Origin of the sequence: Paludibacterium sp. B53371, assembly GCF_018802765.1 — a bacterium.
In the GTDB taxonomy this organism is placed as follows: domain Bacteria; phylum Pseudomonadota; class Gammaproteobacteria; order Burkholderiales; family Chromobacteriaceae; genus Paludibacterium.
Genome location: NZ_CP069163.1, coordinates 2777597 through 2795395, shown reverse-complemented (window position 1 = coordinate 2795395; position 17799 = coordinate 2777597). Strand labels below are relative to the sequence as shown.

At 62.8% G+C, this 17799-nt stretch carries 18 protein-coding genes; 11 read left to right on the top strand and 7 right to left on the bottom strand.

The window, feature by feature from the left end; genetic code table 11:
• Positions 1-4: 4 nt before the first annotated feature.
• Positions 5-1534, bottom strand: a complete 1530-nt coding sequence (gene murJ / locus JNO51_RS13355; protein ID WP_215778055.1) for a murein biosynthesis integral membrane protein MurJ — start codon at positions 1532-1534, stop codon at positions 5-7.
• Between the two features lie 184 nt (positions 1535-1718).
• Here murJ and rpsT point away from each other — a divergent pair, with 184 nt between their 5' ends.
• Positions 1719-1985: a 30S ribosomal protein S20 gene (gene rpsT / locus JNO51_RS13350; RefSeq protein WP_215778053.1), complete on the top strand. Its 267-nt coding sequence runs from the start codon at positions 1719-1721 to the stop codon at positions 1983-1985.
• Between the two features lie 69 nt (positions 1986-2054).
• Here the strand turns inward: rpsT and JNO51_RS13345 are convergent, their stop codons facing one another.
• From JNO51_RS13345 to fabI, 3 genes are read right to left on the bottom strand one after another with little or no spacing between them, the layout of a single operon-like run.
• Positions 2055-3227, bottom strand: coding sequence for an acetate/propionate family kinase (locus tag JNO51_RS13345; protein WP_215778051.1), 1173 nt, complete (start codon positions 3225-3227; stop codon positions 2055-2057).
• Positions 3224-4162, bottom strand: coding sequence for a bifunctional enoyl-CoA hydratase/phosphate acetyltransferase (locus tag JNO51_RS13340; protein ID WP_215778049.1), 939 nt, complete (start codon positions 4160-4162; stop codon positions 3224-3226). Before JNO51_RS13340 ends, JNO51_RS13345 begins: the two co-directional genes overlap by 4 nt.
• Before the next feature lie 13 nt (positions 4163-4175).
• Positions 4176-4952, bottom strand: coding sequence for an enoyl-ACP reductase FabI (gene fabI / locus JNO51_RS13335; protein ID WP_215778047.1), 777 nt, complete (start codon positions 4950-4952; stop codon positions 4176-4178).
• A 238-nt stretch (positions 4953-5190) separates the two neighbouring features.
• Here fabI and JNO51_RS13330 point away from each other — a divergent pair, with 238 nt between their 5' ends.
• The 5 genes from JNO51_RS13330 to JNO51_RS13310 all read left to right on the top strand — a co-directional run bounded on the left by JNO51_RS13330 (position 5191) and on the right by JNO51_RS13310 (position 9885).
• On the top strand, positions 5191-5436 hold the full coding sequence (locus tag JNO51_RS13330; protein WP_215778045.1) for an FmdB family zinc ribbon protein: 246 nt from the start codon (positions 5191-5193) through the stop codon (positions 5434-5436).
• 1 nt (position 5437) lies between these two features.
• Positions 5438-6064 (top strand): DUF502 domain-containing protein, encoded by a 627-nt coding sequence (locus JNO51_RS13325; RefSeq protein ID WP_215778043.1) that lies wholly within the window; start codon positions 5438-5440, stop codon positions 6062-6064.
• Positions 6065-6212: 148 nt separating this feature from the next.
• A complete protein-coding gene (gene aspS / locus JNO51_RS13320) occupies positions 6213-7997 on the top strand; it encodes an aspartate--tRNA ligase (RefSeq protein ID WP_215778041.1) in 1785 nt (594 codons plus the stop codon).
• 214 nt (positions 7998-8211) lie between these two features.
• Positions 8212-8829, top strand: coding sequence for a peroxiredoxin (locus JNO51_RS13315; protein WP_215778038.1), 618 nt, complete (start codon positions 8212-8214; stop codon positions 8827-8829).
• A 117-nt stretch (positions 8830-8946) separates the two neighbouring features.
• Positions 8947-9885: an alpha/beta hydrolase gene (locus JNO51_RS13310; protein ID WP_252346089.1), complete on the top strand. Its 939-nt coding sequence runs from the start codon at positions 8947-8949 to the stop codon at positions 9883-9885.
• Here the strand turns inward: JNO51_RS13310 and JNO51_RS13305 are convergent, their stop codons facing one another.
• Entirely contained in the window at positions 9886-11130 is a 1245-nt protein-coding gene (locus JNO51_RS13305) for an MFS transporter (protein WP_215778036.1), read from the bottom strand.
• A 78-nt stretch (positions 11131-11208) separates the two neighbouring features.
• Positions 11209-11802 carry an arylesterase gene (locus tag JNO51_RS13300; protein WP_215778033.1) on the bottom strand — a complete coding sequence of 198 codons (594 nt, stop codon included), beginning with the start codon at positions 11800-11802 and terminating at the stop codon, positions 11209-11211.
• Here JNO51_RS13300 and JNO51_RS13295 point away from each other — a divergent pair.
• From JNO51_RS13295 to JNO51_RS13280, 4 genes are all read left to right on the top strand, one after another.
• Positions 11801-12493 carry an ABC transporter ATP-binding protein gene (locus JNO51_RS13295; RefSeq protein ID WP_215778031.1) on the top strand — a complete coding sequence of 231 codons (693 nt, stop codon included), beginning with the start codon at positions 11801-11803 and terminating at the stop codon, positions 12491-12493. The two genes, JNO51_RS13300 and JNO51_RS13295, sit on opposite strands and share 2 nt — an antisense overlap.
• On the top strand, positions 12490-14970 hold the full coding sequence (locus JNO51_RS13290) for an ABC transporter permease (protein ID WP_215778028.1): 2481 nt from the start codon (positions 12490-12492) through the stop codon (positions 14968-14970). Before JNO51_RS13295 ends, JNO51_RS13290 begins: the two co-directional genes overlap by 4 nt.
• Before the next feature lie 58 nt (positions 14971-15028).
• Positions 15029-15325, top strand: coding sequence for a hypothetical protein (locus JNO51_RS13285; protein ID WP_215778025.1), 297 nt, complete (start codon positions 15029-15031; stop codon positions 15323-15325).
• A gap of 109 nt (positions 15326-15434) precedes the next feature.
• Entirely contained in the window at positions 15435-15959 is a 525-nt protein-coding gene (locus JNO51_RS13280) for a DUF2946 family protein (protein ID WP_215778023.1), read from the top strand.
• Positions 15960-15962: 3 nt separating this feature from the next.
• Here the strand turns inward: JNO51_RS13280 and JNO51_RS13275 are convergent, their stop codons facing one another.
• Complete coding sequence (locus tag JNO51_RS13275) at positions 15963-16592, bottom strand: DUF3313 family protein (RefSeq protein ID WP_215778021.1); 630 nt, start codon at positions 16590-16592, stop codon at positions 15963-15965.
• 216 nt (positions 16593-16808) lie between these two features.
• On the opposite strand from JNO51_RS13275, the gene mltG reads away from it, so the two are divergent.
• Entirely contained in the window at positions 16809-17798 is a 990-nt protein-coding gene (mltG, locus tag JNO51_RS13270) for an endolytic transglycosylase MltG (RefSeq protein WP_215782728.1), read from the top strand.
• Position 17799: the final 1 nt, after the last annotated feature.

Below are 17799 nucleotides of genomic sequence, written 5' to 3'. Positions count from 1 at the left end.
CGTATTACTGGTGTTTCAGATCGCGCGGGCGCAGACCGAGCGCCAGCAGTGTCAGAAAGTAGCCGATGGCACCCAGGCCGATGAGCAGCGCCAGGCCGGCCATGCGGCCATGAGCCTGCTGATCCCAGCCTGCCGGCAGCCCTTGCTGGAGGCCGTGCAAGAGCAGTGCCATGACGGCCAGTGCGCCGGCCAGTTGTGCCAGATAGCGTGGCCAGCCCGCGGCCGGACGATAGATGCGGCTGCGCCACAGTTCATAGAGTAGCAGGCCGGCGTTGAGCAGGGAGGCCAGTCCGATGGACAGGGCCAGTCCGGCATGGCGCAGCGGGACGATCAGCAGCAGGTTAAGCAGCAGGGTGGCGGCCAGGGTCCACAGGGCAATCCGGACTGGTGTGCGCAGATTTTGCCGGGCGAAGAAGCCCGGTGCCAGCACCTTGATCAGGATCAGGCCGACCAGACCGATGGCATAGGCGATCAGTGCCTGACGGGTCATGGCGGCATCGTGCAGGGTGAACTGGCCATAGTGGAACAGGGTATTGGTCAGCGGGCCGGCCAGCATGGCCAGGCCGAGGGTGGCCGGCAGGGCCAGCAGCAGGGTCAGTCGGATGCCCCAGTCGAGCAGGGCACTGTAGGCGGCGTGGTCGGCATCGGCGGCATGGCGGCTGAGCGAGGGCAGCAGGATGGTGCCGAGGGCCGCGCCGAGTACCCCGGTGGGGAATTCCATCAGCCGGTCGGCGTAATACATCCAGGAGACGCTGCCGCTGGGCAGGAAAGAGGCAAAGGTCGAATTCAGCAGCAGGGAAATCTGCGCGACCGAGACACTGAAGATGGCCGGCAGCATGCGCAGCATGACGCGCCAGGCCGCTCGGTCTTGCAGGTTGAGCCGTGGGCGCGGCAGCAGGTCCAGTCGCCTGAGGGCGTAAAGCGGATAAAGCAGTTGCAGGCAGCCGCCGAAGAAGGTCGCCCAGGCCAGCGCCGCCACCGGCGGATCGACATGGCGGGCGACGGTCAGCGTGACCACGATGAAGGTCAGGTTGAGGATCGCCGGGGTAAAGGCCGGAATGGCGAAGCGTCCCCAGGCATTGAGGATGCTGCCTGCCAGCGAGGACAGCGAGATCAGCAGGATATAGGGCAGGGTGATGCGCAGCAGGTCGACGGTCAGGGCAAACTGGGGGCCGCTGCGGCTGAAGCCGGGGGCCATCAGCCAGACCAGCAGCGGTGCGGCCAGCATGCCCAGCGCGCTGAGCAGGGTCAGGGCCAGTCCGAGCATGGCGCTGATGCTGGCGATGAAGGCGCGGGTTTCGGCATGGCTTCTGTGATGGCGGTGCTCGCTGAGCATCGGCACGAAGGCCTGGGCAAAGGCCCCTTCGGAAAACAGCCTGCGCAGCAGGTTGGGCAGCTTGAAGGCGACGAAAAAGGCATCGGTGGCCGGACCGGCGCCAAACTGGCGTGCGATCAGGGTGTCGCGCACAAAGCCGAGGATGCGCGACAGCAGGGTCAGACTGCTGACCCGGGCCAATGTCTTGAGAAGATTCATGCCGCTTGCGGAGGTTTTGTGAAGGGGGCCAAGTGTAGCGCAAAGCTGCCAGTGAGTTGTTTTCTGTCATTCTGTTGTATCATGCGAGACCGCTCGCGGCGGAGTGCTGGTATTTTTCTTGCAAAACTAGAACTTAAAGCATAAAATCGCGGGTTTCAGATTCAGTTCACCAGGAGAAAGTTTCATGGCTAATAGCGCACAAGCTCGCAAGCGTGCACGCCAGGCTCTCAAGCAGCGCGCGCACAACGCCAGCCTGCGCACTGCGTTCCGTACCGCAGTGAAGAAAGTCCTCAAGGCTGTCGAGGCCGGCGACAAGGCTGCCGCCCGCGAAGTCTTCCAGTCTTCGGTCAAGGTTCTCGACCGTATCGCCGACAAGGGCGTGTTCCACAAGAACAAGGCCGCTCGCCACAAGAGCCGCCTGTCTGCCCAGATCAAGGCAATGGCTGCCTAAGCAGTTTTCAGCCAGACAGAATACGCAAAAAGGCTCCTTTCGGAGCCTTTTGTGTTTTCCGGTATCCCTTCATGCCTCTTCGCGGGTCGCCAGCAGCAGGGCGGCGCTGCGTGCCATTTCTCCTTCTTCGTCCGTCGGCAGCATCCAGGCGTGTCGCGTGCTGTTCGGCGTGGTCAGTCGCCGCGCCTGTGACAGATTGGCCGACAGGTCCAGGTCGAAACCCAGCCAGCTCAGTTGCTTGAGGATGCGGGCGCGGATTTCCGGCGAGCGCTCCCCGATGCCGGCGGTAAAGATCAGGGCATCGATGCCCTTCATGCAGGCAGCCAGTGCGCCGATTTCCCGCACGGCGCGATAGCAGAACAGTTCCACCGCCTCGCGTGCCGCCGGGTCACTGCTGGCCAGCAACTGTCGCATGTCGGCCGACAGGCCGGAAACGCCGAGCAGACCGGAGTTTTTGTACAGCTCGCGCCGCACGTCGCGCACGCCCATGCCCTCGTGCTCCATCCAGTACAACAGCACCTCGGCATCCAGCGAGCCGGGCCGGGTGGACATCATCAGGCCCTCCACGGCGGAAAAGCCCATGCTGGAGGCGACGCTGGCTCCATTGACCATGGCGCAGGCGCTGGCCCCGCTGCCGAGGTGGCAGACCACCACCCTGGCTTCGTCCAGCCCCAGCTCCGGCAGGCGGCGCGCAATCGAGGCATAGGACAGGCCATGAAAGCCATAGCGGCGGATGCCTTCGTCGTGCCAGTGGCGGGCAATGCCGAAGCGGGTGGCGACTTCCGGTTGGCTGGCATGGAAGGCGGTGTCGAAGCAGACAATCTGCGGCAGGGCCGGGTCCAGCACCAGGAAGGCGTCGATGACCGCCAGGCTGACCGGCTGGTGCAAGGGCGCCAGGGGGATCCATTCTTCCAGGCGGTTGCGCACGTCCTCGTCCAGCCAGACCGGGCGGTTATAGAAGCCGCCGCCATGCACCACCCGGTGCACCACGGCATCGACGCGCAGGTGATGTTCGGCCAGGGTGGCGATCATGCTGGCAATCGCTGCCTCCTTGTCGCCCCGCTCCAGGCGATGTTCAGCCAGTTGATGGCCACGGGCATCGGAGAGGGTCAGGGTGCTGTCCTGACTGTCGCCAAAGCGGTCGATCAGGCCGCTGACCAGCAGGGTGCTGCCGGCGTCGTCGTAGACGCGGAATTTCAGCGTGGCAGAGCCGGCGTTGACGGCAAGCAGGGATGACCTCATGCAATCTTTCCGATTTTGCGCCGGCGGTGCGCCAGCAGGTTGGCAATGGCCGCCGAGGCCAGCCGGCCGGGCGCATCTTCCGAGCGGCTGGTCAGTACGATGGGCGCGCGGGCGCCCATGACGATGCCGGCCGAGGCGGCTGCCGCCAGATAGGTCAGCTGCTTGGCCAGCATATTGCCCGACTCTAGGTCAGGCACCAGCAGGATGTCCGGACTGCCGGCCACGGGGGAAACAATGCCCTTGGTGTCGGCCGCCTGCAGCGAAATCGCATTGTCGAAGGCCAGCGGACCATCGAGGATGGCGCCGCGGATCTGGCCGCGATCCGCCATCTTGCACAGGGCGGCGGCATCTACGGTCGAAGCGATTTCCGGGGTGATGGTTTCGACAGCCGACAGGATGGCCACCTTGGGTTCGGCGATGCCGAGCGAGTGACACAGATCGATGGCGTTCTGGCAGATGTCGCGCTTGGTCATCAGGTCGGGGGCAATATTGATGGCGGCATCGGTGATGAACAGATAGCGCGGATAGCTTTCGACCCGCATGATGAAGACATGGCTGATGCGGCGGTCAGTGCGAATACCGGTATTGCGCGCCAGTACTTCGGTCATGAACTCATCGGTATGCAGGCTGCCCTTCATCAGGATGTCGGCACGACCGTCGCGCACCATGGCGACCGCGGTTTCGGCTGCGGCATGGCTGTGAGGCATGTCGACAATTTCGATGTCCTGCAGGTCGATGTCGATTTCCTCGGCCAGGCGGCGGATTTTGTTTTCCGGACCGATCAGGATGGGGGTGGCGACACCGTCGTGGCTGGTTTCGATGGCGCCCTGCAGCGACTCGCGGCTGCAGGGGTGCGCCACGGCCATGGGCAGAGGGCCCAGGCGCTTGGCCTCCTCCCGGATGTCTTCAAAAGCATGGATGTCTCGCAACAGCATCGTCGGTTTCCCCTCAGGCCATGATGTTGAAGCCGCCATCGACATAGATGGTGGCACCGGTCAGTGCACGCGCCGCATCCGAAATCAGGAAGGCGGCGACCTGACCGACGTCCTCGATATCGACCAGGCGATTCTGGGGCGCCCGCTCGATGGCATCGCTGATCAGACTGTCGAAGTGGGCGATGCCCGAGGCGGCACGGGTTTTCAGCGGTCCGGGCGAGAGGGCGTGCACGCGGATGCCCTTGGGACCCAGCTCGTTGGCCATGTAGCGGCTGACGCTTTCCAGCGCCGCCTTGACCGGTCCCATGATGTTGTAATTTTCTACTACTTTATCCGATCCGTAGTAACTCATGGTCAGTAATGTGCCGCCATGGGTCATCAGGGGTTCGGCGTGGTGTGCCAGTTCCAGGAAGGAGTAGCAGGAAACCCGCATCGCTTGCTGGAACCCGTCGAGCGAGCAGTCGACCACGCGGCCGTGCAGGTCTTCCATCGGGCAGTAGGCGATCGAGTGGACCACGAAGTCGAGATGGCCCCATTCCTGGCGAATCGTGTCGAACACCTGAGCCATCTGGCCGGGTTCTTCGACGTTCAGCGGCAGAATCAGTTTGGCATCGAGACCTTCGGCCAGGGGGCGGACGTATTTCTCGGCTTTTTCGTTCAGGTAGGTGACCGCCAGTTCGGCACCCAGCTGACGCAGCACTGTGGCGCAGCCGTAGGCGATACTCTGGTCGTTGGCGATGCCGACGATCAGTCCCTTCTTGCCTGCAATGATGTTGCCGCTGACGTTCATGCCTACCTCTGTAAGTGGTTTAAATACTTCATGGTAGTCTTGTTTTGTTGCAATGCAATATCAGGAATGTTTCCATACGTTGTGGGCTGCGATCCCACGTGTTGTCAGATATAATCGGGGTTCCGGGGGCAAGTCCCCTTGAGTTTGTGCCGTTTGACCGCATCTGCGCTTGCATGGTGCAGCGGTTCGGGGCACGCGGTCCCGACCGTGTCAATGTCAAGAATGCGGAGTACGAGAAATGCCGATTTATGAATACCGCTGCGACGACTGTGGCAGCCAGAAAGAACACCTGCAGAAGATGAGCGATGAGCAGATTGCCAGCTGCCCGTCCTGCGGCAGTACCCAATATCGCAAGCTGATGTCGGCGGCCGGTTTCCAGCTGAAGGGCAATGGCTGGTATGCCACCGACTTCAAGGGCGGCAGCTGCCCGGTGGCCGAGTCGGGTGGCGGTCACACCTGTTCCGGATCCTGCAGCCACTCCTGACATGAAACCCATCAAGATGACCCTCAAGGGGTATCTGGTCACCGGCCTGCTGCTGTGGTTGCCGCTGGCCGTGACGCTCTGGGTGCTCAACCTGATCGTGGGCACGCTGGACCAGACCCTGAACCTGCTGCCGACCGCCTGGCGGCCGGAGCATCTGTTCGGCGTGAACATTCCGGGCTTCGGGGTCGTCTTCGCCGTGCTGGTGCTGCTCGGCACCGGCATGCTGACGGCCAACGTGCTCGGCCAGCGTCTGCTGATGTTCTGGCATGGCGTGATTTCGCGCACCCCGGTGGTCAAGTCGATCTACAACAGCGTCAAGCAGGTGAGTGACACCCTGCTGTCCGACTCGGGACAGGCTTTCCGCCGGGCCCTGCTGGTGCGTTTCCCGCATCAGGACGCCTGGACGGTCGCCTTCCAGACCGGCAAGCCGGCGGCGAACCTGGTCCCGCTGCTGGGCGAGGACGAGTACATCAGCGTCTATGTGCCGACTACGCCCAACCCGACATCCGGCTACTTCATCATGGTGGCCAAGAAGGATACGCGCGAACTCGACATGAGCGTCGACGACGCGTTGAAGTATGTGATTTCCATGGGGGTCGTCGCGCCGCAAACCGAGCGCAAGTCCTGAACAGGGAAAGCCGATAACCGGCCTGCGGCCGGTTTTTTGCTGTTCCTGCCACGATCTGTCCGTTTGCCGGGCGCCGGATTTTGATTCGGCGCTCAAACGCGTTAAGCTACCCCTCTTTACGAATGAATGACTTGAAGCGATTGTAAATATGCGAACCGATTACTGCGGACTGATTGACAAGAAATATCTGGGCCAGACCGTGACGGTCAAGGGCTGGGCACACCGCCGTCGCGACCATGGCGGCGTGATCTTCATCGACTTGCGCGACCGTGAAGGTCTGGTACAGGTCGTGATCGATCCGGATACCCCGGAAGCCTTTGCTACCGCCGATGCCAGCCGCAACGAGTTCGTCCTGTCGATCACCGGTATCGTGCGCGAGCGCCCGGCCGGTACCACCAATGCCAATCTGATTTCCGGTGAAATCGAGATCCTGGCCAAGGAAATCGAAGTACTGAACAGTGCGGTGACCCCGCCGTTCCAGATCGATGACGAAGGCCTGTCGGAAAACGTTCGCCTGACCAATCGCGTGATCGACCTGCGTCGTCCGCAAATGCAAAAGAACCTGCGCCTGCGCTACCGCGTGGCCATGGGGGTGCGTCAGTACCTCGACCGCATGGGCTTCATCGACATCGAAACCCCGATGCTGACCCGCTCGACGCCGGAAGGCGCACGCGACTACCTGGTGCCGTCCCGCGTGCACCCGGGCGAATTCTTTGCCCTGCCGCAGTCGCCGCAGCTGTTCAAGCAACTGCTGATGGTGGCCGGCTTCGACCGCTACTACCAGATCACCAAGTGCTTCCGTGACGAAGACCTGCGTGCTGACCGTCAGCCTGAATTCACCCAGATCGATATTGAAACCTCCTTCCTGGGTGAAGAAGAGATCATGGACATCACCGAAAGCATGACGCGCGAGATCTTCCGCGACGTGCTGGGCGTCGACCTGCCGGCCTTTCCGCGCATGACCTATGCCGATGCCATGTTCTATTACGGTTCCGACAAGCCGGACATGCGTGTGCCGCTGCAGTTCACCGAACTGACCGATCTGATGAAGACCGAGTCGTTCAAGGTGTTCCGCGCCGCCGCCGACCTGCCGAACGGCCGTGTCGCTGCGCTGAAGATTCCGGGTGGTGCCAGCCTGTCGCGCAAGGAAATCGATGACTACACCCAGTTTGTCGCCATTTACGGCGCCAAGGGTCTGGCCTACATCAAGGTCAATGACGTCAGCAAGCTGAGCAATGGCGAAGACAGCGGCCTGCAGTCGCCGATCGTCAAGTTCCTGTCCGAAGCCGCGCTGGCCGAAATCATCCAGCGTACCGGTGCCCAGAACGGTGACCTGATCTTCTTCGGTGCCGACCGTGCCAAGGTGGTCAACGAGGCGCTGGGTGCCCTGCGCATCAAGATCGGGCATGAAAAGGGCCTGGCCAGCAAGGACTGGAAGCCGCTGTGGGTGGTGGACTTCCCGATGTTCGAGCATGACGAGGAAGACGATCGCTGGACCGCCTGCCACCATCCGTTCACCTCGCCCAAGCCGGGGCACGAAGACCTGATGGACAAGGATCCGGCAGCCTGCCTGGCGCGCGCCTACGACATGGTGCTCAACGGCTGGGAAATCGGTGGCGGTTCGATCCGTATCCACCGTGCCGAAGTGCAGGAGAAGGTATTCGCCGCACTAAAGATCACGCCGGAAGAGCAACAGAACAAGTTCGGCTTCCTGCTGGACAACCTGAAGTTTGGCGCGCCGCCGCATGGTGGTCTGGCCTTTGGCCTGGATCGTCTGGTGACCCTGATGGCCGGTGCCGAGTCGATCCGCGACGTGATTGCCTTCCCGAAGACCCAGCGTGCCCAGTGTCTGCTGACCCAGGCGCCGAACCACGTCGACGACAAGCAATTGCGCGAACTGAATCTGCGCTTGCGCAAGACCGAAGGCCAGTAAATGGCCCGGCCAGCGCGCTGATCAAAAACGGATGCCACGGCATCCGTTTTTTTATGTCACTATAGCGAGCCTAAGCTGCTGATCTACCGGGTGCATTGAGAAAGTTAATTACCTCGATATTAATTTACTATTTCCCGTTTGGTGTTGTCTGGGCTATAAATATGCCAACTCCTGGCGCCAGACGCCAAACAGATGCTAAAAAAGGAGATCCATGATGGCAGTACTAGTTGGTAAGCAAGCTCCGTTTTTCCATGATGCAGACAAGAAGTTTGCCGCCGTACTGGGCAATGGCAACATCGTTGAAGACTTCAACTTCCAGAAGGCCACCGCCGGCAAATACACCGTCGTGTTCTTCTACCCGTTGGACTTCACCTTTGTTTGCCCGTCCGAACTGATTGCATTCGACCATCGCCTCGAAGAATTCAAAAAGCGTAATGTCGAAGTGATCGGTGTATCGATCGACAGCGAGTTCACCCACAATGCATGGCGTGAAACCCCGGTCGAAAAGGGCGGTATCGGTAAAGTGGGTTACACCCTGGTCGCTGACGTCAACCACGTGCTGGCACGCGAGTTCGATGTCGAGTCGGTCGATGGTCCGGCATTCCGCGGCACCTTCCTGATCGACAAGAGCGGCGTGGTGCGCCACCAGGTCGTCAACGACATGCCGCTGGGCCGCAATATCGACGAAGCCCTGCGCATGGTCGATGCCCTGCAGTTCTTCGAAGAGAACGGCGATGTCTGCCCGGCAGGCTGGAACAAGGGCAAGAAGGCCATGGAAGCCAGCATCAGCGGTGTGGCTTCTTACCTGGCAGAAAACGCCAAGGACCTGTAAGTCTCAAGACGTCCGTTCCTGCCTCCGAACGGATCAAAGGCCAGCCCTCACCGGCTGGCCTTTTCGTTTTTTGCTGCGGATAATGATGTAGTCATTTTATCTGCGGGAGACGCGACGGTGAGCACACAAGCCCTGCACCCGGCCCTGGCCAGCTGGCTGGCCGAGTTCAACCAGCGCGTGGCACAGATGATGGCGGACGGATACAAGCCGACCGCCATTGGCGCGCGCGAGGCCCTTGCCGGTCTGACCCGCCAGATGGTAAGTGAGGGGCCGCCCATCGCCTGGGTCAACGATGACCTCATCCCCGGCCACGACTATAGTGTGCCCGTACGCATCTATCATCCGGCCCCGACGCAAGCATGCCCGGTGTTGCTGTTCCTGCATGGCGGAGGACATACCGCCGGAGGGGTCAGCGTCTATGATCCGATCAGCCGGCGGCTGGCTGCCGCCACCGGTCATATCGTGGTTGTGCCGGAATATCGCCTTGCCCCGGAAAACCCTTATCCTGCCGCGCAGATGGATACCCGCACCGTCATCAAGGGGGTATTTGCCATGCTGCAGGGGCGTCAGATGACCTTTATGCGCCGCCTGTCGGTGGCCGGCGATTCGGCGGGGGCCGCGCTGGCGGCCGCCGGATGTGCCTGGGCACAGCATGAGGGCGAGGTGTCGATCCACCGGCAGGTACTGATCTATCCCTCGCTGGACTACACCATGACGTCACCGTCGATGCAGGAGAATGCCGACGGCTACTTCCTGACCCGGGCACGCATCGCCTGGTATTTCAACCAGTACTTCCAGCATGGCGAGGATCGCCGTGCGGCTTCACCCCTTTACCTGCCGATCGGCCCGCGCCTGCCGGCAACGCTGGTGATCAGCGCCGGCTTCGATCCGCTGCGCGATGAGGCACGACAGTACAGTCAGGCGCTGCAGGCCGCCGGCGTCAACGTGGCGTACGAGGAGAAGCCGGACATGATCCATGCCTTCCTGAATCTGGAACGGCTGGTGCCTGCGGTGTGTGCCGAAACCTATCGGCGCATCCATGACTTCTTGCAGTGATCAGGCCTGCTGCGGCAGGGAGGCCGGGACGCCCGGTTGCAGGATTTGCCTCAGCGGTGCCATCTGGATCAGCGCCGCCAGGGTGGTGGCCAGCGCACAGCCTACCCAGAGCGTCACCCCGCCGGCCGTGCCGTAGACCCAGGCGCCCAGCGCCGGGGCAAACAGGGTGCGACCTGCCCAGGCCGAGCTGTACATGCCCATATAGCGCCCACGCAGACGACCTTCCGAGCGCCGCATCACCAGCAGCATGAAAGCCGGTGAAATCAGCAGTTCACCACAGGTCTGCCCGATAGCGGCCAGCACCGGCCAGAGCGGGTGTGGGCTGACCAGCAGCAACAGGTAGCTGAACCCGGTCAGCATCACCCCGATCTGGGCGCAACGCCCGATCCCCCAGTGGTTCATCCGCTGGGACACCGGCACTTGCAGGAAGACCACCATCAGACCGTTGATGGTAAACAGGATGCCCAGCCAGTGCGGTCCGAGATGGTTGTACTCAGCCAGATACAGCCCAAGCACTGAATACATCTGATCGAAGACGGCAGCGGCAATCACCATGCCGAACATCAGTCGCAGAAAGGGCAGGTCATGCCAGGGACTGAGGCTGGCCGTCGTCGGGGTCGTCGCTTCGCCCCGCTGCAGGCGTCGCTCCAGCACCACCGGATAACGATGATAGGCCCAGGCCAGCCAGAGGGCCCCCAGGCCGGTCGCGATCCCATTGCTGAGATAGACCCACTGATAGCCCAGGGTCGCCAGAAAACCACCGGTAATGCCGCTGACCGCCACCCCAAGATTGATCGCCACGCGCAACATGCCCTGAGCCTGCCCTCGCTGCTCCGGCGTACAGGGCTCGAGTGCCAGTCGCTGATTGACCGGACGGAAGGCCCCGTCGCAGAAGCCGGACACAATCAGTACCGGAGCAAACAGCCACAGCGGGATCGGCAGGGCCAGCAGCACCATGCTGATGCTGGCTCCGGCCAGAAACAGCTTGGACAGCAGACGGCTGTCGTAGCGATCGGACAGGCTGCCGCCGCGATATGAGCCGACCAGGGCACCGATGCCGTAGGCCGACACCATCAGCCCGACCCAGCGATAGGGCACGCCATAGTTGGCATGCAGATACAGCGGCAGAAACAGCTTGGCCATGCCACCCATATTATTGAGAAAGGAGCAGACGATCTGGATGTAGACCGTGCGCGGCAGGCCGCGGTAGGGGGCAAGCAGGCGCAGTAAAGTCGAGCGTGGCATGAGTCGGTGATTTCCGTTACGGTTCAGTCATATTTCTGAACCAATCGCTGCGCCGCACCCTGTGTGCTGGCGCATAATTCATAAAGGTAATGCCTGCCGGACGGTCTGCATCATCTGACCTTGCGCCGACGCAGCCGGATGAATGCCATCCGCCTGAAAACGCGACAGGTCGCCGGCGAAGCCCGCCATCAGTTGTGGGACATAGGACAACTTGAGTTCTCGCGCCAGCCGGTCGTACACCGCGTGAAATGCCCGGGTGTAGTCCGGTCCGTAATTGGGCGGCAAGGCGATGCCGATCAGCAGAACGTTGGCATGCGCCTGGCGGCTCAACCGGATCATGCGCTGCAGATTGGCCTGCATGGCGGGCAGAGGCAGGCCGCGCAGACCGTCATTGGCACCGAGTTCGAGAATCACCCAGTCCGGTTTGTGCGTCGCCAGCGCCTGGGGCAGGCGACTGAGCCCGCCGGCAGTGGTTTCGCCGGACAGACTGGCATTGACGACCTTGTGCTTCGGCGCCAGATCCCGTGCCAGCAGGGCGACCCAGCCCTGGGATGGCGACAGTCCGTAAGCCGCCGAAAGGCTGTCGCCAAAGACCATGACCGTGGCGGCCTGCAGCGGCAGCGACAGGCCGCAGATCAACAACCCAGCCAAATGGAAGCGTCGAAAACGCATGCAAGATCATCCGGAGCAAATTGTGCTGACAGCCCGTGGCCTGGCCAGACAGATTCTGTTTCAAAATGAAACAATTCCCATTCTGCATGACATCAACCTGAATGTATATCAGGGCGACAGCGTGGCGATTGTCGGCGTTTCCGGCTCCGGCAAATCGACGTTGCTGGCCCTGCTGGCCGGACTGGACCAGCCCTCTGCCGGCGAGGTCGCACTGTTCTCGACGCCGCTGGGCGGACTCGACGAAGACGGTCGAGCGCGATTGCGGCGGCAGCGTGTCGGTTTCGTGTTCCAGAACTTTCAGCTCATGCCGCAACTGACGGCGCTGGAGAATGTCATGCTCCCGCTGGAACTGAGCGGGATTCACCCGGCCAGGGAGCGGGCGGCGCAGATGCTGGCAAGGGTGGGGCTGTCGCATCGGCTGGCGCACTATCCGCGCCATCTTTCGGGGGGCGAGCAGCAGCGGGTAGCCCTGGCACGTGCCTTTGTCGGCCATCCGGCGCTGTTGTTTGCCGATGAGCCGACCGGCAATCTCGATGCCGCCTCGGGGCAGCAAGTGATCGAGCTGCTGTTCGAGCTGAACCGTGAACAGGGTACGGCCCTGGTGCTGGTGACGCACGACCCGGCTCTGGCCGGGCGCTGCCAGGCGGTGTACCGCCTGCAGGATGGCCATTTGCAGGCCGAGCCCTCATGAAACGGCGGATGCTGAGCTGGCGCTTTGTCTGGCGCGAAGGCCGATCCGGCGAGTTGCGCCTGTTATGGCTGGCCCTGCTGGTGGCCGTCTGTGCTACCAGCAGCGTGAGCATGCTGGCGGATCGGGTGACGCAGGGAATGAGCCTGCAGAACCGGCAACTGCTGACTGCCGATGGTGTGTTGCTGGCCGATACACCCTTGCCGGAAGGGCTGGCCGCCCGGGCGCAGCGCGACGGGCTGCAAGTCAGCCGCAGTGTGACCTTTCCTTCGATGGTATCGAGCGGACAAGCCATGATGCTGGCCTCCCTGCGCGCCATCCCCGGCAACTACCCCCTGCGGGGAGTGTTGCGCGTGCGTCTGGCCGATGGTCGGGTGGTGCAAGGGCGTATCCAGCCGGCCCCGGGCGAAATCTGGGCCGATACCCGCCTGCTGGCGCGGCTTGACGTCCGGCCGGGGGCCAGGCTTCGGCTGGGGCTGCTGACCTTGCGGCTCGGCGGCGAACTGCTGCGCGAACCGGATCAGGCGCTCAATGCTTTCAACTTTATGCCGCGAGTGCTGCTGAACCAGCAGGATCTGGCGGCGACCGGCCTGTTGCTGCCGGGTGCGCGTGCCAACTGGCGTCTGATGGTCAGCGGGGAGCCGGCGCGTGTGCGACAGTGGCTGCAGTGGGCCAGGCCGCAACTGCCAGCGGGGGCGCGCATCGAGAGCGCCGAATCCGCTCAGCCGGCGCTGCGTCAGGCCATGGATCGCGTACAGCGTTTTCTCGGCCTGAGTGCCATGCTGACGGTCACGCTGGCGGCGGCCGCCGCCCTGTTGGCGGTGCGCCGCTATCTGGCCCGCCACTGGCAACAGGTGGCCGTGCTGCGCTGCCTGGGTATGACACGACGGCAGGTGACCGGGTTGTTTGCCGGCATTCTGTTCCTGGTCGGGCTGTTGGCCGGCGCCTGTGGCAGCCTTGCCGGTTATGGCTTGCAGGAGGTGCTGGCACGGGTGGCCTTGCCAGCTCAGCTCGACAGTCTGCCGCCCCCTTCACGCTGGTTGCTGGCGCTGGGGCCGTTGAGCGCCCTGTTGCTGCTGCTGGGGCTGGCTTTGCCGCCGCTGCTGATGGTGCAACGTGTGCCGCCGATGGCGGTCCTGCGGGCCGGCCTACGACCGCAGCCGGCCGGGCTGCTGCTGTCGGTATTCAGTGTGCTGGTGCTGCTGGCGCTGTCATTGTGGCAGGTGGGCGAGCCTGGACCTGCCGTCTGGCTGCTTGTCGCCATCCTGGTCTATGCCTTGCTGGCCGGGGGGCTGGCCTGGGGGGCCGTGCAGGGGATGCGCTATCTGTCGCGGTACGCGGCCGGGGTTGGCTGGCGCTTTGGCATGGCAGCCCCTGGCCGGCGACCCGCGCTTGCCGTCCTGCAGGTGCTGGCGCTGTCGCTCGGCCTGATGGCCCTGCTGACCATGACCGTCGTGCGTACGGATCTGCTGCAGGCCTGGCGGGCCAGTTTGCCGGCCGATACGCCGAATCAGTTCGTCCTCAATCTGCAGGAGGACCAGCTTGCGGCATTCAGCGCCCGGTTTCGCTCGGCGGGCCTGCCCGTCCCCGAGACGGCCCCGATGGTGCGGGGCCGTTTGATCGCCATCAATGATCGCCCGATCGTCCCAACGCACTATGCAGATAGTGAAACGCAGCGGTTGCTGCAGCGTGAGTTCAATCTTTCCTGGCGTGACACGCCGCCGCCGGGTAACCAGCTGGTCGCCGGACAATGGTGGTCGCCGGATGCCAGCGGGGCGTTTTCCGTCGAGCAGGGGCTGGCCAGGAAACTGGGGCTTCGCCTGGGCGATCGTCTGACCTTTGACCTGGCCGGCACCCCTTTGCAGGGGCGGGTCATGAATCTGCGCCAGCTCGCCTGGGATAGCTTCCGGGTGAATTTCTTTGTGCTCGCGACACGGCCGATGCTGGCGTCGCAACAGGGCAGTCTGGTGGCCAGTTTTTATCTGCCACCGGGGCGTTCGCTGTTTGCCACACAACTGGTGCAGGCCATGCCGAATCTGACGCTCATCGATGTCAGCGAGGTGCTGGCACAAGTGCGGGAGATCATCGAGCGTCTGGCGCAGGCTATCGAGGCCTTGTTCGTGCTGACCTTGATGGCCGGTCTGCTGGTGCTGTGGGCGGCGCTTGGTGCGACCCGTGATGAGCGCCTGAGCGATGCGGCCCTGCTGCGGGCGCTCGGCGCCTCGCGACAGCAGTTGCTGGCGGTGGTGTTGGGCGAATTGCTGAGCCTGGGGGCGGTGACCGGCCTGATTGCCGGCAGCGGTGCCATGTGTCTCGGTGCGCTGGCGGGCTGGGTCCTGTTTGATCTGCCCTGGCACTTCAAGGGGCTTTTACCTTTACTGGGCATGCTTTGCGGCATGTTCCTGGTGCCATTGGCGGGCTGGCCGATATGCGGTCAGCTGTTGCGCCAGTCTCCCTTGCGCCTGCTGCGTGACGGATGAACTGGAAAAAATGCCTTGGCTGGGCTTTGATGAAAAGTACCTGAGTGGAGGAGTGAACATGGAATTCAATGAAGTCAAGCCGGAGCATTTCAGCACCCTGTCGCGCGACCCCCATCCGCACATTCTGATCGACCGCTATCTGATGCAACTGGTCGGCGGGGGCACGGCAGCACCGCCCTTCCACAAGAAGATCATGGCAGCGGCCGGCTGGAAGCATCACAGTCTGACCCCGTTCACCAAGTATCCGGCCGAAGCCAGCGTCGCCTACAACAAGGTGCGCGAGGCGCTGCGATCCTGCGATCAGGATCCCGATGCGCTGCTGCAGGCGCTCGGTGGTGATCCGGATCTGCGCTGAGTACCGGCACGGCGCGATCATCTTGCCGGGTCGGTCATGATATTCAGGCGTCTTATCCATTTCGGGTAAGATGCCTGATGTCAGCAAACCGTATCGACAAGGAGCGTGCATGGATGCGCAAGTCATTGCCGCGATGGCCAAATGGCCGGATGTGGCCGCTGTCTTCGGCTGGTTGCGGCTGGATGCCCGCGGGCACTGGTGGCTGCGTGACGAACGGTTGTCACACGATGCAATGAATGCCTTTTTCCAGCGCAACTACGGTTGTGATGGCCAGGGGCGCTACTACGTGCAGAATGGCCCGCAAAAGGTCTATGTGGCCCTGGAGACAGCACCGTATGTTGCCAGGCGGGTGAGTCATGGCTGGCAGATACGGCCCGGAGAGACGGTCCGCCCCGCCCGCAGTGCTTTTGTGACACCGGATGGCGAGATGTTGCTCGACATCGACGGTACCCTGGCTCTCATCGACGATCGAGAACTGGCCAGCGTGGTGGCAGAATGCATGCCGCACTGGGATGGCATGCTGTCATCGCTGCCTGGCAGCGTGGCGCTGCCGGAGGGCGAGATTCCGCTTCAGGTGGAAACCCTGCCCCGGCTGTGGCGCCAATACGGTATCGAGGTCGATCCCTGCGATTGACGCCTAGGCCTGATCCCGGCCCAGAGCCTGCGCCAGTCTGCTGGCACTGGCCAGACTCCAGTCATCCAGCAGGGCGGTCATGTCACTGCGCTTGCCGCCCGAATGCGGCGTCTGACCCAGCTGGGCCACCCCGGCCAGCAGCAATCCGCTGTGTGAGTCCGCCACCTCCCCGACGATCTGCACCTGAGACAGATAATGCGCCACGCCGTCGGTCAGACGGTTCAAATCCAGCGAGGCCGCCACCAGCGCCGGGTCGGCGGGGTGCGCCAGTGCCAGCTTCAGGCACAGGATATCGCTGGCAGGCTCAGCGGCCAGAGACAGCCCCTGGGCCTGCAGCGCCTCGCTCATGACCAGGCGGAAATGCTGCTCCAGCGGGTGATCGGCGCTGGCGCGCTGCAACTGCCAGTCCGCACCCGATGCCGCGATGAAGGACAGCGGCGCCAGCATCACGCCGCGGTATTGGCTCAGATCCACGCCGGGACGAACAAAACTGAATCGTTCCGGATGCTCCTGCGACATCTGGAAGGCAGTCATGGGCAGCGAGGACAGCGGTTGTGCTGCCAGTGCGCCATCCGACATCGACAGGGCCGACCAGGCCACCAGTGCGCAGGCCAGTTTGTAGAAGGCATTCATAAATCATTAAACCTATGCAGAAGGTTTAAAAGAGACCAAAGTGCTAGGCAATGGTTCCGGCGCAGACGTCAGGTCGACCAGCCTGCCGGGCAGAATTCTCCTGGCCGGAGGCAGGGAGAGGGTCGGTAGAAGCGGCGCAGTCTGCTATCATGCACATACTTTTTCTCACCGGCGCTTGGCCGGTCAGGCGTATTGACATTGCGGACGCGGTAGATGATGAAATGGTTGACCCGTTTGGTGCTGGCAGCATTCCTGCTGGCGGTTGTCTGGCTTTCCTGGGTGGTGTTCGTGCCGATCGAACCGCCGGCCACGCCATACACGATTACCGTCGGCCCGAGCCGCACCCTGTCGCAGGTAGCGACCAGCCTGAAGCAGGAGGGGGTGGTGCGCAGCCGGGGCGTGATGGTGTTGCTGGCCCGTCTGCAGGGGACGGATCGCCGCATCAAGGCGGGCCAGTACCGTTTCAATGGCTCGATCAGCCTGTGGGGCATTCTGCAGCGTTTTGCCGAGGGCAATCCTGATGAGGCCAGTGCCACGGTCGTGGAGGGATGGACCTTCCGCCAGTTCCGCAATCTGCTGGATCAGCATCCGGATGTCACGCACGATACCGCCGGCCTGAGCGATGGCGAAATCCTGGCGCGCATCGGTGCCAGCGAACCGCATCCGGAAGGGCTGTTTTTCCCCAGCACCTACTACTTCACGCCCGGTTCCAGCGATCTGGACATTTATCGGCGTGCCTATGTCACCATGCAGCGCAAGCTGGCCGAGGCCTGGCAGGGGCGCAACAGTACTTTGCCGGTCAGTTCTCCCTACCAGTTGCTGACCCTGGCCAGTCTGGTGGAAAAAGAAACCGCGCGGCCGCAGGACCGGACGATGATTGCCGCCGTGTTCGTCAACCGGCTGAACAAGAGCATGCGCCTGCAGACCGATCCGGCCGTCATCTACGGGATGGGCGATGCCTACCATGGCAATATCACCAAGGCCGACCTGCGCCGGGATACGCCGTACAACACCTACACGCGCAACGGGCTGACCCCGACGCCGATTGCCCTGCCGGGCTCGGCCGCGCTGGCGGCCGCCGCGCATCCGGCGGCCAGCGATGTGCTGTACTTCGTTGCCCGCGGCGATGGCAGCAGTTATTTTTCGCAAACCCTCGATCAGCACAATGATGCTGTGCGCAAGTACATTCTCAAGAAGGGCAACTGAT

Coding starts and splice junctions, on each gene's coding strand:
- murJ (WP_215778055.1), bottom strand. CDS start 1,534: ATGAATCTTCTCAAGACATTGGCCCGGGTCAGCAGTCTGACCCTGCTG.
- rpsT (WP_215778053.1), top strand. CDS start 1,719: ATGGCTAATAGCGCACAAGCTCGCAAGCGTGCACGCCAGGCTCTCAAG.
- JNO51_RS13345 (WP_215778051.1), bottom strand. CDS start 3,227: ATGAGGTCATCCCTGCTTGCCGTCAACGCCGGCTCTGCCACGCTGAAA.
- JNO51_RS13340 (WP_215778049.1), bottom strand. CDS start 4,162: ATGCTGTTGCGAGACATCCATGCTTTTGAAGACATCCGGGAGGAGGCC.
- fabI (WP_215778047.1), bottom strand. CDS start 4,952: ATGAACGTCAGCGGCAACATCATTGCAGGCAAGAAGGGACTGATCGTC.
- JNO51_RS13330 (WP_215778045.1), top strand. CDS start 5,191: ATGCCGATTTATGAATACCGCTGCGACGACTGTGGCAGCCAGAAAGAA.
- JNO51_RS13325 (WP_215778043.1), top strand. CDS start 5,438: ATGAAACCCATCAAGATGACCCTCAAGGGGTATCTGGTCACCGGCCTG.
- aspS (WP_215778041.1), top strand. CDS start 6,213: ATGCGAACCGATTACTGCGGACTGATTGACAAGAAATATCTGGGCCAG.
- JNO51_RS13315 (WP_215778038.1), top strand. CDS start 8,212: ATGGCAGTACTAGTTGGTAAGCAAGCTCCGTTTTTCCATGATGCAGAC.
- JNO51_RS13305 (WP_215778036.1), bottom strand. CDS start 11,130: ATGCCACGCTCGACTTTACTGCGCCTGCTTGCCCCCTACCGCGGCCTG.
- JNO51_RS13295 (WP_215778031.1), top strand. CDS start 11,801: ATGCAAGATCATCCGGAGCAAATTGTGCTGACAGCCCGTGGCCTGGCC.
- JNO51_RS13300 (WP_215778033.1), bottom strand. CDS start 11,802: ATGCGTTTTCGACGCTTCCATTTGGCTGGGTTGTTGATCTGCGGCCTG.
- JNO51_RS13290 (WP_215778028.1), top strand. CDS start 12,490: ATGAAACGGCGGATGCTGAGCTGGCGCTTTGTCTGGCGCGAAGGCCGA.
- JNO51_RS13285 (WP_215778025.1), top strand. CDS start 15,029: ATGGAATTCAATGAAGTCAAGCCGGAGCATTTCAGCACCCTGTCGCGC.
- JNO51_RS13280 (WP_215778023.1), top strand. CDS start 15,435: ATGGATGCGCAAGTCATTGCCGCGATGGCCAAATGGCCGGATGTGGCC.
- JNO51_RS13275 (WP_215778021.1), bottom strand. CDS start 16,592: ATGAATGCCTTCTACAAACTGGCCTGCGCACTGGTGGCCTGGTCGGCC.
- mltG (WP_215782728.1), top strand. CDS start 16,809: ATGAAATGGTTGACCCGTTTGGTGCTGGCAGCATTCCTGCTGGCGGTT.